The organism is Antarctobacter aquimaris (assembly GCF_900184945.1).
Classification (GTDB): Bacteria; Pseudomonadota; Alphaproteobacteria; order Rhodobacterales; family Rhodobacteraceae; genus Maliponia; species Maliponia aquimaris.
In genome coordinates, this window is sequence record NZ_FXYF01000007.1 from 206,945 (window position 1) to 220,089 (window position 13,145).

A 13,145-nucleotide genomic window follows, 5' to 3' on the forward strand; every position below is an offset into this window, starting at 1 on the left:
CGACGCGACCTCTGCGGGCGGCTTGACACTCTGACGCGACGCGGCCAACGCTGCACCCATGTTCGACATGCGTCCCGTCGTCTACGTCATCGGCCTGCTGGTCGCCTGCCTGGGCGGGACCATGCTGTTGCCGTTGATCATCGACCTTGCCGAAGGGCGGGGCGAATGGCCCGTGTTCCTTGAAAGCGCGATCATCACCATCCTCGCGGGCAGCCTGACGGCGCTGTCCTGCCGCAACGCGGTCAAGGAAGGGCTGACGCTGCAGCAGACCTTTCTGCTGACCACCGGCGTCTGGGTCGCGCTGCCGGTCTTCGGTGCGCTGCCCTTCGTGCTGGGCGCCACCGGCGTCAGCTACACCGACGGGTTCTTCGAGGCGATGTCGGGCCTCACCACCACCGGGGCCACCGTCCTGACCGGGCTAGATGATCTGCCCAAGGGCCTGCTGCTGTGGCGCGGGCTGCTGCAATGGCTGGGCGGGGTCGGCATCATCGTCGTCGCCATGGTCTTCCTGCCGGAACTGCGCGTCGGCGGCATGCAGATCTTCCGCTCCGAAGCCTTTGACACCATGGGCAAGATCCTGCCGCGCGCGACGCAGATCTCGTCCTCGATCTCGTCGATCTACATCTCGTTGACGCTGTTCTGCGCGGTCGGTTACCTGCTGTGCGGCATGAATGCCTTTGACGCGACGGTCCATGCCATGACCACCGTCTCGACCGGCGGTTTTGCCAATTACGACGCCAGTTTCGGCCGGTTCACCGGGCCGGCGGAATATGTCGCCTCGGTCTTCATGATCCTCGCGGCGCTGCCGTTCGTCCGGTTCGTGCAGATGATGCGCGGCCACCACCTGGTGCTGTTTTCCGACAGCCAGGTCGTGGCCTTCATCTCGATCATCGGCGTGCTGGTGGCGGTGACCTCCGTCACCCTGCTGTCGATCTTTCCGCACCACCCCGAGCAGGCCTTTCGCGAGGCTCTGTTCAACATCACCTCGATCATCTCGGGCACCGGCTATTCCAGCGTCGACTACATGAAGTGGGGGCCGTTCCTGATCGCCATGTTCTTTTTCATCGGGCTGATCGGCGGTTGCGCCGGGTCGACCGCCTGTTCGGTCAAGATTTTCCGCTACCAGCTGCTGGTCGCCTCGATCCGGGTGCAGATGAAACGCATCCGCGCGCCGCATGGCGTCTTTGTCCCGCGTTATCAGGGTCGGCCGGTGGGCGACGACGTCATGTCCTCGGTCATGAGCTTTTTCGTGTTCTTCATCGTCAGCCTGGGCGTGTTCTCTGTCGCGCTCAGCCTGACGGGGCTGGACTTCATCACGTCGGTGTCCGGCGCAGCCACCGCCATTGCGAACATCGGCCCCGGATTGGGTGACCAGATCGGTCCGGCGGGCAATTTTCAGGGGCTGAGCGACACGGCGAAATGGCTGATGAGTCTGGCCATGGTCATGGGGCGGCTGGAACTGCTGGCGGTTCTGACGCTTTTCACTGTCAGGTTTTGGAGGGATTGATGCAAAGACCGCTTGGAGCGCAGATAAGCCACGCCTTGAAGGAGCGCGGGGTCGAAGTGATCTTCGGCATTCCCGGTGTGCACAATATAGAAATGTACCGCGGTATCGAGGAGGCCGGTCTGCGCCACATCCTCGCCCGGCACGAACAGGGCGCCGCCTTCATGGCCGACGGTTATGCCCGGGCGACCGGACAGCCAGGGATCTGCTACCTGATCACCGGGCCCGGCTTTCTCAACGCCATGACGGCGCTGGGGCAGGCCTGGTCCGACAGCGTGCCGGTCCTGGCGCTGGCCTCCTGTCTTGACGAGACCGCGGCGCGGCGCGGCCAGTTGCACCAGATGCGGGACCAGCGCGCCGCCGGGGCGACGGTCTGCGACTGGTCGGAGATGGCCTCGGATCCCAGCGCGGTGTTCCGCCTGATCGACCGGGCGCTGGCCGAATTCGCCGCGGTCCGTCCGCGACCCAAGGCTCTGCACGTACCGATCACGGCGCTGGGCGGGCTGGCTGACGCGGCGCCGCCGCCTCCGGCGCGGCCCGCGCGCGCCCATCTGACCCATGCGCAGATCTACGAGATCATCGACATGGTGTCGGCAGCGGAACGGCCGATGTTCGTCTTCGGCGGCGGCGCGATCGGGGCGGCGCGCGACGTGCCGGACCTGTTGCGCCAGACCGGCGCGGCCAGCTTTACCACCTATGCCGGGCGCGGCATCGTGCCGCCGGGCACGCCGCTGCATTACGGCAGCTTCCTGGCGCGGCCCGACAGCGCCGCTGTCTTGGCAGAGGCGGATGTCGTCGTGGCGCTGGGCACCGAATTGTCCGAGGTGGACCTGTGGCGCGACGCGCTGGGCCACAAGGGGCGCATGATCCGCGTCGATCTGGATCCCGAGGGGCTGTCGGGTCTTTCTGCCGGCGACCTGGGTTACATTGGCGACGCCGCGGCGCTGGTGCGCGCGATGACCATCGCGATCCCTGCCCGCAACAGTGACCGGCCGCCCTGTTGGGACGCCGGACGGGTGGCCGCAGCGCGGGCGCGCTGGCGGGCGGAGGTCATGGCCGAACGTCCGGGAATTGTCGAGGTGGCGGAGACCCTGCAGGCGGTCATGCCCGAAGACGCGATGATCTACTCGGACATGACCCAGTTCGCCTACGGCGCCAAGGAGGTCTGGGACATGCCGCGCCCGGGCCATTGGCATCACCCCTTCGGCTTTGGCACGCTGGGCTATGCCCTGCCGGCGGCGATCGGCGGCGCGGTCGCGCGGCCGGGCCTGCCGACCTGCGCGATCCTGGGCGACTACGGGCTGCAATACACCCTGCCGGAACTGGGGACTGCGGTGGAACTGGGCCTGCCGTTGCCGATCCTGGTCTGGGACAACAGCAGGCTGGGAGAGATCAAGGATGCGATGGTGCGCAGCCAGATCGCACCCAATTCGGTGGTGGCGCGGAATCCCGATTTCCTCGCACTGGCGCGGGCCTACGGGGCCGGGGCGGTGGAACCGGCGAGCCTGGCGGGGTTGCAGCGGGCGCTGACGGCGGCCTTTGCCGCCGAGGGACCAACGCTGATCCGGATGACCCCCGCTCTGGTCTGAGCGCCAAGGTCTTTCGAAAGACCTTGGGAAGCGATTTGAAAATCGCTTTCAAGCGGCTTTGAAGCCGCTTGAAACGCTCTTGCAAGAGCGTTGGAAAGGCGCTTCGAAGCGCCTTTCGCCCCGGTCCGGCGGTTCAGCCCAGTTCGGCCAGTCGCGCCAGAGCCTCTTTCAGTTGGGCCTCTTCGCCTACGCGTGCCGCGAGGTTCTCGCGGGCTTCCTCGACCACCTCTTCGGGCGCGCTCTCGACGAACTTGGGGTTGTTGATCCGCCCCTTCAGACCGCTGATCTCCTTGGCGAGCTTGCCCAGCGTCTTTTCCAGCCGGGCCTTTTCCTCACCCACGTCGATGATGTCCGCCAGCGGCAGGCCAAAGGTCGCGCCGCCCACCGGGACGGTGATGCAGCCCTTGGGGAACTCCTCGACCGCGGTCAGTCCCTCGATCCGCGCCAGTTTCAGGATCAGCGCGGCGTTGTTGTCCCAGGCGGTCTGCTCGGCCTCGGACAGGCCCTTGACCAGCATGGGCACATGGAGGCCAGCCGGCACATGCATCTGCGCCCGCGCCGAACGCACACCCTCGATCAGCGCGATCACCCAGGACATCTCGGCCTCTGCCGCCGGATCGACGATCTCGGCGGCGCTGTAGGTCGGCCAGTCGGCATGCACCAGCAGCCCCGAGCGTTGCCCCAGCGTGTTCCACAGCTCTTCGGTGATGAAGGGCATGATGGGATGCAGCAGGACCAGGCTCTGGTCCAGCACCCAGGCCATGGTCGCCCGCGTCTCGGCCACCACGGCGGCATCGTCCGAGGTCAACAACGGCTTGGAGAACTCGACGTACCAGTCGCAGACCTTGCCCCAGACAAAGGCATAGAGCGCGTTCGCCGCGTCGTTGAACCGGTATTCGGTCAGCGCCGCATCGACCGTCTCGCGCACGCGCGCGGTTTCGCCCAGGATCCAGCGGTTCACCGTCTGCGACGCCTGCGGCACGGCGGCAGAGGTCGCATGCCCCTCGAAGACGGCGTTCATCTCGGCAAAGCGGCAGGCGTTCCACAGCTTGGTGCCGAAGTTGCGGTAGCCGGCGATGCGGTCCACCGAGAGTTTCAGCACGCCACCGATGGAAGCCATCGCGGCATTGGTGAAGCGCAGCGCGTCGGCGCCGTATTCGTCGACGATCTCCAGCGGGTCGATGACGTTGCCGGTGGTCTTGGACATCTTCTTGCCCTTCTCGTCGCGGACGAGCTGGTGCAGGTAGACGGTGTGGAAGGGGATCTGGTCTACCACGGCCAGCTGCATCATGATCATCCGGGCGACCCAGAAGAACAGGATGTCAAAGCCGGTGACCAGCACGCTGGTCGGAAAGTAGCGGCGCATCTCGTCGGTGTCCTCGGGCCAGCCCAGCGTGCCGATGGGCCAGAGGCCGGAGGAGAACCAGGTGTCCAGCACGTCGCCGTCGCGCCAGACCGGGTAGACCAGCTGCGTCGGATCCTGCGTGGCCTCGTACTGCGCGAGGCTTTGCGCCAGCTGGTGCACGGCGGCGGCGCGGTCTGCCACCTCGACCACGCGGGCATGGTTCAGCGGCGTCGGCAGGCGGCCCAGGACATCCTCGAACTGGCCCTTCACCGCGTCAAAGTCATGCGCGGCGTGGTGGCGTTCGTCGCCCGCCAGCAGGCGCTGGTCGTCCAGCAGCTCGCGCATCTCGACGAGGTCGAGCACGCCGTCGCCTTCCTCGTCGTACGTCTTGCCAGAGATCGCGTCGAGGTCGAGCCCGTACCACACCGGGATCTGGTGCCCCCACCACAGCTGGCGCGAGATACACCAGGGTTCGATGTTTTCGAGCCAGTGGTAATAGGTCTTTTCGCCCGACTCCGGCAGGATGGTGATCTGGCCCGAGCGGACTGCCTCCAGCGCGGGGCCGACGACCTTTTCGGCGTCGACGAACCACTGGTCGGTCAGCATCGGCTCGATCACCACCTTGGAGCGGTCGCCGAAGGGCTGCATGATCGGCTTGGCCTCGACCAGCGGGACCTGGATGATCTCCTCGTCCTCGCCCTTTTTCCGGGGCTTGCCCAGGCGCGGGTCGTCGGAGCTGGTCATGACGGCCAGGCCTTCGGCGGTGATCTCCTCGACGACCTTCTCGCGCGCCTCAAACCGGTCGAGCCCGCGCAGGTGGTCGGGGACGAGGTTGAGCGCGTCGGCCTCGGCCTCGGTGAGGCTGCGCTTGCCCTCGGCGACCTGCATGGCGATCTCGGCGGCCTCGGCGTAGGGCACGCCGTCGGCGCGCATCTGGCCACGGCTGTCCATCAGCCGGTACATCGGGATACCGCCGCGCTTGGCCACCTGGTAGTCGTTGAAGTCATGCGCGCCGGTGATCTTGACCGCGCCCGAGCCAAAGGTGGGATCGGGGTATTCGTCGGTGATGATCGGGATCAGGCGGCGGTGTTCCCTGGGCCCCACCGGGATCTCGCAGAGCATTCCGACGATGGGTGCATAGCGTTCGTCGCTCGGGTGGACCGCCACCGCGCCGTCGCCCAGCATGGTCTCGGGGCGCGTCGTGGCGATCGAGATGTAGTCGCGGGTTTCCCGCAGGGTGACGGTGCCGTCTTCGTCCTTTTCGACGTATTCATAGGTCGCGCCACCGGCGAGCGGGTACTTGAAGTGCCACATGTGGCCGGCGACCTCGGTGTTCTCGACCTCGAGGTCGGAGATCGCGGTCTCGAAATGCGGGTCCCAGTTGACCAGCCGCTTGCCACGGTAGATCAGGCCCTTTTCGTACATGTCGACAAAGACCTTGATCACCGCGTCGTGGAAGTTCGGCGAGTTCTCGTGCCCGGTGCGCGGATCGCCCGGCGCGCCGGCCATGGTAAAGGCGTTGCGCTCCCAGTCGCAGGAACAGCCCAGCCGCTGCAGCTGGTTGACGATGGTGCCGCCGTACTGGCCCTTCCATTCCCAGACCTTGTCGAGGAATTCCTGCCGCGTCAGGTCGGTCCGGCGCATGTTGCTGTCCGCCATCAGCTTTTTCTCGACCTGGAGCTGGGTGGCGATACCGGCATGGTCCTGCCCGGGCTGCCAGAGCGTGTCAAAGCCGCGCATCCGGTGCCAGCGGATCAGAATGTCCTGCAGGGTGTTGTTGAAGGCATGGCCCACATGCAGCGCGCCGGTCACGTTCGGCGGCGGGATCATGATGGTAAAGCTCTCGTCGCGCGACTTGTTGGCGCCGGCGCGGAAGGCCCCGGTGTCAAGCCATTGCTTGGTGAGGCGCGGTTCGGCCTCGGCGGCGTCAAAGCTCTTTTCCAGCGGCATCGGTCTGGTCCTTGTCCTCGGTGTCGGGCGTGGGTCTACGACAAGGATGGCGGAAGGGAAAGGGGCGGTTGGGCGGCGGCCGGACGCTCGTGCTGCGCACATCGCCCCGCCCACCGTCTCTTTTGGGTGTGGTTCGCGGGCGGCTGCGAGACGCGCGGATTGGTGTTGTGCCCGGGATGGAGGGGTGTGGGCGGTCGCGTTTCCTGCGGAAACATGACGCTGCCCACGCGTCGCCCGCGCTGGGACGCGCTGTCTGGCGTTGTGCCTGGGATGGAAGGGTGTGGGCGGTCACGTTTCCTGCGGAAACACGACCTTGCCCACCCGTCGCGCGCGCTGGGACGCGCGCGACGAAAAAAGCCCGCGGTGACGGGCACCGCGGGCTGAGTAAACGAAACCCCAGGGAGGAGGAGAAGGGGCTTCGAAACTGAATGGACGCGGCGGCGCCTGGGAGGAGGAGGGGCGCCGCCGCCTGTGCAAGGCCCCAGGGAGGAGGAGAGGGACCCGACAACGGTCCGGAGCAAAGCTCCGGGAAGGATGTGCGGCGGCACCAGGGAGGAGGAGAGGTGCCGCCGCCTATGTAAGGCCCAGGGAGGAGGAGAGGGCCTTGCATGTGTTGGGAACGCGCGCGTCCCCGAATTTCGTCGCGGCGACACCTGGGAGGAGGAGCGGTGCCGCCGCGCTGTATCGCGGGCCAATGGGAGGAGAGACCCGCAATGTCTGGGCCATGTGCCCCGGTATTCGGGACGCCGGTTCCGTTCAGGACGAAGCCGGCGCCGGAGTGGGCGGGACGCTGGGAGGCGTGTCCTGCCCGGACCTCGTTACGCCTCGTTGGCGGCCTGCCAGGCCACCCGGCGGATTTCGCTGCGGGCCAGGCCGAGGTCCGCGAGATCGCGGTCGCTCAGGGTGGACAGCTCGGCGTAGGTCTGACGGAACACCCGCGACTTGGCGCGGCGCGTCTGGTAGGCGGTGATCAGGCTGCTCACGCGGGCGCCAAAACCGGTCTGGGTGTTCGAGAAGTTATCAGTTGCAAAGGCCATTGTGTACGTGCCTCGTTTTGTGTGTTGTTGTTTCGTTGGACTGAAGATGGGCCAAATGCTGCGACTGCACAATACCCGCCGCGTCAATGCTGCTATGCAGAAAGTGCATATGAAAAGTGAGCATTTCTTGATGGTTAAGCTTGTCTTGCAGGCACAAGAACCTAAGCGGTCGAGGTCGACAGAGGCCGAAGCTGAAAAAATGGGCAGGGTGATGGAGATGTTGCATGGGTGACGTAAAGTCAGAGGTTGAGGCGGTTCTGGCGCGGCTGGAGCTGCCGGATGGCGGAAACCTGATTTCGAGAGACATGATTCGAGCGTTGCGAGTCGAAGCGGGCGCGGTGCGCTTTGTCATCGAGGCGCCCAGCGCCGACATGGCGCAGCGGATGGAGCCCCTGCGCCAGGCCGCCGAACGGGCCGCCGCCTCGGTCGACGGGGTGACGACGGCGCTGGCCGTGCTGTCCGCGCCGACCGCGACCAAGGCGCCGCCGCAGTTGAAGGTGGGCGGCCATCCGAAACCGCAGGCAGGCGGCATGAAGCCGCCCGGAGTCCGCACGATCCTTGCCGTGGGGTCGGGCAAGGGCGGCGTGGGCAAATCCACCGTCTCGGCCAACCTCGCCGTGGCCTTGGCGCGGGCGGGCAAGCAGGTGGGTCTGCTGGACGCCGACATTCACGGCCCGTCGCAGCCGCGCATGTTCGGCCTGACCCAGCGCGCCGAAAGCCCGGACGGCAAGATCATCCAGCCGCTGAAGGCGCATGGCGTGACGCTGATGTCCATCGGCTCGATGCTGGCCGAGGACAAGGCCGTGGTCTGGCGCGGGCCGATGCTGATGGGCGCGCTGCAACAGATGCTGACGCAGGTGAACTGGGGCACGCTGGACGTGCTGCTGGTCGACCTGCCGCCCGGCACCGGCGATGTGCAGCTGTCGCTGTGCCAGAAGGGCGACGTGGCCGGGGCCATCGTGGTCTCCACCCCGCAGGACGTGGCGCTGCTGGACGCGCGCAAGGCGCTGGACGCTTTCGCCACGCTCAATACGCCGGTGCTGGGCCTGATCGAGAACATGGCCGTCTTCACCTGCCCGCATTGCGGCAAGGATAGCCATATCTTCGGTCATGGCGGGGTGGTGGCGGAGGCCGAAAAGCTGGGGCTGCCGCTGCTGGCGCAGTTGCCCATCGATCTGGACACGCGGCTGGGCGGGGATGGCGGGCGGCCGATCGCGCTGGGGGACAGCCAGATGGCGCAGGCCTACGCGGCGCTGGCGGACCGGCTGATCCAGGGCGGAATCGTCTGACGTCACACGTGTCGGCGGCAAAACCCTGGGGCGGCCCGGTCAGGCCGCCCTTTGCAGTTGCAGGAACAGGTCCGTGACCAGCGCCGCCGCGTCGATGTTGACGGCGCGGGCATGGCGCGCGCGGTCGCCTGCGGTCTGGATCGTGTCGGCCCAGCGCCGCCCCGCCGCCGGGTCCGCCGACAGCCGCAGCAGATGCTCGGCTTCGCCGCGCAGGATCTCGGCCGGGGGCTGTCCGGTGGCGCCGGTGCGTGCCAGCCGGGCCGCGATCTGGCCGGTGAGGGTCAGCAGCAGGTCCAACCGCTCTTCGCGGCCCTTGCCGGCGCAGCTGTCAGACAGCGCCAGAAGGCGCGGACGGTCGAGCGCGGGCAGGCTGCCCAGCAGGCCCAGGATGTCGCGGTAGAGCGCCAGCCCGTCCAGCGTGATCAGCCGCAGCGCCGCCCCGACCGACCCTTCGGCCAGCACGGTCAGCGCGGCCACCTCGTCCGGGGCAACCTCGGCGCCCGCCTGGGCCAGCGCCTGGGCCATGTCATCCGCGTCCAGCGGGGCCAGCCGCAGCGTGCGGCAGCGCGACCGGATCGTCGGCAGCAGGCGGGCGGGCTGGTGGCTGAGCAGCAGCAGCGTGGTGCGCGCGGGTGGCTCCTCCAGCATCTTCAACAGCGCGTTGGCGGCCTGGGTGTTCATCTCGTCGGCGCTGTCGACGATGACGACACGGCGGCCGCCATCGGCGGCGGACATGGCAAAGAATCCGCCCAGCCGCCGCACCTCCTGCACCCGGATCACATCCGCCAGCTTGTCGCCTTTTTCGTTCGGGCCGCGGCGCAGCAGGAACAGGCCCGGCTCGGACAGGGCGCGCGTCCGGCGCGCGACAGGGTGGTCCGGGTCGATGTGCAGGCTGTCGGGCGGCGTCGGTGCGCCGAACAGGCCGTCACCTTCGGCCGGCGGCGTTGCCAGCAGAAAGCGCGCGATGGACCAGGCCAGCGTCGCCTTGCCCAGGCCGCGCGGCCCGGTCAGCAGCCAGCCGTGGTGCATCCGGCCGGACGTGTAGGCGGCCAGGAAGGTCTGTTCCGCCTGCGCCTGACCCAGCACGCGCGCGGTTTCGCGCGGATGCGGCGCACCTTCCAGGCGGTCGGGTTCCGGCAGGTCGGACAGATCGCTCATGAGACGGGGCAGGGCAGGTGAGGGGTGACGGTGGCCAGGATCTCCTCTGCCACGATATCGACGTCGCGGTTGCCGTCGACAACCCGGAACCGCGCGGGGTATTCGGCGGCGAGTGCCAGGAAACCCGCGCGCATCTTCTGCTGGAGACCAAGGCCGAAGTCCTCGAAGCGCTCCTCGGCGGTGGCGCGGGCCTTGGCGCGCGACAGGCCCGCCTCGGCCGGCATGTCGACCAGCAGGGTCAGGTCCGGCTCGATGCCGATCATCAGCGCGTGCAGCGCATCGACCTTGGCGCGCAACCCGCCGCGCCCCTGGTACATCCGCGTGCTGTCGGCAAAGCGGTCGCAGATGACGATCTGCCCGGCCTGCAAGGCGGGCAGGATCACCCGTTCCAGGTGATCGCGCCGCGCGGCGGTGAACAGCAACAGCTCCGTCTCGGCCGACCAGCGGTCCGGCTCGCCCTGAAGGACCAGCGCGCGGATTTCCTCGGCGCCGGGGCTGCCGCCGGGTTCGCGCGTCAGGACGGCGGCATGGCCGCTACCGCGCAGGTGGTCATGCAACCGCCGCGCCTGCGTGGACTTGCCTGACCCGTCGATGCCTTCGAAGCTGACGAAGAGACCGGGCCAGGGCCGTTCGGGTGCTGTCACATCGCCTCTCCGGGCTCTTCGGAATAGCGCTTCATCAGCAGGCCGCTGACCGTCAGGATGCGGTCGACAAAGCCGCCCGCGTCGACGTTTTCGGCGGCGACCAGCGGCACCCGCGTCTCCGGCAAACCGTCCGGCTGGATGATGAGTTCGGCCAGCTTCTGGCCGGCAACCACCGGCGCGTTGATCGGCCCGGTGTAGACGACCTCGGCCTTGATGCTGCCCGCCCCCATGGTCGGCAACAGCAGTGTCACGTCTTTTTCGGCCACGAGTCCCACGCTGTCCTGCGCCCCCATCCAGATCTCGGCGCTGGCGATCGACTTGCCCTTGGTCACCACGGTCTGTTCCGCAAACTGCCGGAAGGCCCAGTTGACGATGGATTCGGATTCCTCGGCCCGCGCGCGGGTGGTGTCCAGCCCGGTGATGGCAAAGACGACCCGCCGCTCGCCGCTCTTGGCCGAACCGACAAGGCCATAACCGGCCTCTTGCGTGTGCCCGGTCTTCAGCCCGTCCGCACCGATGCCCAGGCCCAGGATCGGGTTGCGGTTGCTGACATTCGAGGGCGCGCGGCCGTCGAATTCGAACTTCTGCTCGGCGAACATCGGGTAGAACTGCGGGAAATCCTCGATGATGTGGCTTGCCAGCAGCACGAGGTCGCGCATCGACATGACGTGCCCGTCCGCCGGCCAGCCGGAGGCGTTCTTGAACACCGACGAGGTCATGCCCATCTGCTGCGCGCGCTGGGTCATCATGCGGGCAAAGCCGGCCTCGGTGCCATCGGGCGACAGCGCCTCGGCCAGCACGACGCAGGCATCGTTGCCCGACAGCACGATGATGCCGCGCAACAGGTCCTCGACCCTGACCCGGTCGGTGGTGTCGAGGAACATCGTCGACCCGCCAAAGGACATCGCATGCGCCGAGACGGGCAACCGTTCGTCCAGCTGCAATCTCCCGTCGCGGATCGCCTCGAAGGCGATGTAGAGCGTCATCAGCTTGGACATGGAGGCGGGCGGCAGGGCTTCGTCCGCCCGCTTGGCCAGCAGCACGGTCCCCGTCGTCTGGTCCATGACGAAGGCGGCGGCGGCGCGGGTATCAAAGGCCGGGGCCTGCGTCGCCATCGCCATCATGGCGGCGGCGAGAAGGCTGCGGGACATCAGGCTCATCACGGTTCTCCGAGTCACTTTGGCGGGTCGGTCTGCGCAGTTATCGCCCATGCGGCGGCGGCTGTCATCCCGGCTGGGCGGGCAATCGCGCATCGACCGGTCATTGCGGCGGGCTCTTTCCGCCCGGTTGGGTCGTTCGGCTTTTGCAAGGCGGGGCAAGGTTGGTTGTCACCTTGGTCAGGCACCTCCCGGCCCGCACCTGCGCCACGGTGGTGCCGTTGATCGGGCGTGCGTGCGGAGGGGGGAAGGCCGTTGGCGTCTTGTCCCGTATCGGCCCGTGCGTGTCGGTCCGTCTGTGCGGGAATGTCCCGGCGGGCAGGGGGGACGTGGAACGACGTCCGCCCGGACTGTTGAGTACCGTGTGAAGAGATATGAGACGGTCTCGCCGGCCGGCCGCGATGCGGAAATCGCGGGCAGAGAGTTCCCTGGGGCATCGAACGGGCAGGGGCATTCAGGCCAATCGCCACCATGGGGGACGCTCCTGCCACCGGGGTGCCTCCTTGACGGGTGCGCCTCCTTCATGGGTCGGCGGGTGCGGAAACCGGCCCGCCGACCTGCCCGGCCCGGATCAGTCGCTCACGGCATAGGCGTCGGTAAAGCCGGTGCCCTTGATCTTGGCGAGCAGCGTCGCCAGTTCGTCCTTGGTCTGCGCCGGACCGACGACCACCCGCCAGAACTTCTTGCCCTGCGAGCTGTGCGACTTGACGGTGGGCACCATGCCCTCCTGCCGCATCGCCGTCGCGGTGTTGTTGGCGTTCTGCTCGACGCTGAAGATGCCGATCTGGATGTAGGGCCTGGCCAGCGTCGATGCCGCCGGCGGAGCGGCCGGTTTGGGCCGCGGTTCGGGGCGTGCCTCTACGGCGGCAGGCGTGAGCGACGCCGTCTCGATCGCCGCGGCCGCACCGCCGACCACCGGGTCCAGTGCGGTCTCTGCTACGGCCGGAGCCGCCGGAACCGCGCCCAGCGGGTCTTCGGTCACGGCGGCGATGTCGGGTTCAGGCGCTTCTTCGCGGCGCAAGGCGACGATGTCCAGGTTTGTCGGCTGTCCGGCCAGCACACCCAGGGCGGCGGCCGCGTCCGAGGACACCTGGAGCCGTGGCCCCGGCGTCTCGCGCTCCTTGCGGAACAGCGCGCCGATGACGAACTTGCCGTTCTGCTGGTTGCGGATGATGATGCGTTCGGGTTCCTGCACGTCGGGATGCGCGACCCAGACCCCGCCAAGCGATGGGCGTCCGTCCCAAAGGCCGGCCTCCTTCGCCTGGAAGATCTCGGGCGCCTCGACGTCCCGGGGCGCGCCGCGGGTCTCCGCGGTGCTGGCCCGCGCGACAACCTCGTCGCTGCCGCCGGCCTTGGGTTTCAGGAAGGACGGCATCTGGCCGTCCGCGCAGCCGGACACCACCAGCAACGTCGTCCCCGCCACGGAGAGACGCAGGAGTCCAGAAAAGGTCGATAGGATACCGCTCATGTCT

Annotated in this window: 10 protein-coding genes; 4 read left to right on the plus strand and 6 right to left on the minus strand. The window is 67.8% G+C overall.

Annotated elements, in window-relative coordinates; translation table 11 throughout:
- Window positions 1-58: 58 nt before the first annotated feature.
- Both MAA8898_RS14385 and MAA8898_RS14390 read left to right on the plus strand, forming a co-directional pair.
- Window positions 59-1,507, plus strand: coding sequence for a TrkH family potassium uptake protein (locus MAA8898_RS14385; RefSeq protein WP_094021725.1), 1,449 nt, complete (start codon window positions 59-61; stop codon window positions 1,505-1,507).
- Entirely contained in the window at window positions 1,507-3,093 is a 1,587-nt protein-coding gene (locus MAA8898_RS14390) for a thiamine pyrophosphate-binding protein (RefSeq protein ID WP_094021726.1), read from the plus strand. Before MAA8898_RS14385 ends, MAA8898_RS14390 begins: the two co-directional genes overlap by 1 nt.
- Before the next feature lie 133 nt (window positions 3,094-3,226).
- Here the strand turns inward: MAA8898_RS14390 and MAA8898_RS14395 are convergent, their stop codons facing one another.
- Together MAA8898_RS14395 and MAA8898_RS14400 are read right to left on the minus strand one after the other, a co-directional pair.
- Window positions 3,227-6,388: a valine--tRNA ligase gene (locus MAA8898_RS14395; RefSeq protein ID WP_094021727.1), complete on the minus strand. Its 3,162-nt coding sequence runs from the start codon at window positions 6,386-6,388 to the stop codon at window positions 3,227-3,229.
- 818 nt (window positions 6,389-7,206) lie between these two features.
- Window positions 7,207-7,371: a DUF1127 domain-containing protein gene (locus MAA8898_RS14400; RefSeq protein WP_306456446.1), complete on the minus strand. Its 165-nt coding sequence runs from the start codon at window positions 7,369-7,371 to the stop codon at window positions 7,207-7,209.
- A gap of 109 nt (window positions 7,372-7,480) precedes the next feature.
- Here MAA8898_RS14400 and MAA8898_RS26280 point away from each other — a divergent pair, with 109 nt between their 5' ends.
- Window positions 7,481-7,657, plus strand: a complete 177-nt coding sequence (locus MAA8898_RS26280; protein WP_176445169.1) for a hypothetical protein — start codon at window positions 7,481-7,483, stop codon at window positions 7,655-7,657.
- On the plus strand, window positions 7,650-8,714 hold the full coding sequence (locus MAA8898_RS14405; RefSeq protein WP_094021729.1) for an Mrp/NBP35 family ATP-binding protein: 1,065 nt from the start codon (window positions 7,650-7,652) through the stop codon (window positions 8,712-8,714). The genes MAA8898_RS26280 and MAA8898_RS14405 overlap by 8 nt, the downstream gene beginning before the upstream one ends.
- A gap of 39 nt (window positions 8,715-8,753) precedes the next feature.
- Here MAA8898_RS14405 and MAA8898_RS14410 read toward each other — a convergent pair whose 3' ends face one another.
- The 4 genes from MAA8898_RS14410 to MAA8898_RS14425 all read right to left on the minus strand — a co-directional run bounded on the left by MAA8898_RS14410 (window position 8,754) and on the right by MAA8898_RS14425 (window position 13,141).
- Window positions 8,754-9,872, minus strand: coding sequence for a DNA polymerase III subunit delta' (locus MAA8898_RS14410; RefSeq protein ID WP_094021730.1), 1,119 nt, complete (start codon window positions 9,870-9,872; stop codon window positions 8,754-8,756).
- Complete coding sequence (gene tmk / locus MAA8898_RS14415; protein WP_094021731.1) at window positions 9,869-10,516, minus strand: dTMP kinase; 648 nt, start codon at window positions 10,514-10,516, stop codon at window positions 9,869-9,871. The genes MAA8898_RS14410 and tmk overlap by 4 nt, the downstream gene beginning before the upstream one ends.
- Window positions 10,513-11,676, minus strand: a complete 1,164-nt coding sequence (locus tag MAA8898_RS14420) for a D-alanyl-D-alanine carboxypeptidase family protein (RefSeq protein WP_094021732.1) — start codon at window positions 11,674-11,676, stop codon at window positions 10,513-10,515. Before MAA8898_RS14420 ends, tmk begins: the two co-directional genes overlap by 4 nt.
- A gap of 568 nt (window positions 11,677-12,244) precedes the next feature.
- Window positions 12,245-13,141 (minus strand): SPOR domain-containing protein, encoded by an 897-nt coding sequence (locus MAA8898_RS14425; protein ID WP_094021733.1) that lies wholly within the window; start codon window positions 13,139-13,141, stop codon window positions 12,245-12,247.
- Window positions 13,142-13,145: the final 4 nt, after the last annotated feature.

Excerpts from the sequence above, each read along its gene's own strand:
- MAA8898_RS14420 (WP_094021732.1), bottom strand. The coding sequence starts at position 11,676 with ATGAGCCTGATGTCCCGCAGCCTTCTCGCCGCCGCCATGATGGCGATG.
- MAA8898_RS14410 (WP_094021730.1), bottom strand. The coding sequence starts at position 9,872 with ATGAGCGATCTGTCCGACCTGCCGGAACCCGACCGCCTGGAAGGTGCG.
- MAA8898_RS14385 (WP_094021725.1), top strand. The coding sequence starts at position 59 with ATGTTCGACATGCGTCCCGTCGTCTACGTCATCGGCCTGCTGGTCGCC.
- MAA8898_RS14395 (WP_094021727.1), bottom strand. The coding sequence starts at position 6,388 with ATGCCGCTGGAAAAGAGCTTTGACGCCGCCGAGGCCGAACCGCGCCTC.
- MAA8898_RS14425 (WP_094021733.1), bottom strand. The coding sequence starts at position 13,141 with ATGAGCGGTATCCTATCGACCTTTTCTGGACTCCTGCGTCTCTCCGTG.
- MAA8898_RS14390 (WP_094021726.1), top strand. The coding sequence starts at position 1,507 with ATGCAAAGACCGCTTGGAGCGCAGATAAGCCACGCCTTGAAGGAGCGC.
- MAA8898_RS14405 (WP_094021729.1), top strand. The coding sequence starts at position 7,650 with ATGGGTGACGTAAAGTCAGAGGTTGAGGCGGTTCTGGCGCGGCTGGAG.
- MAA8898_RS26280 (WP_176445169.1), top strand. The coding sequence starts at position 7,481 with ATGCTGCGACTGCACAATACCCGCCGCGTCAATGCTGCTATGCAGAAA.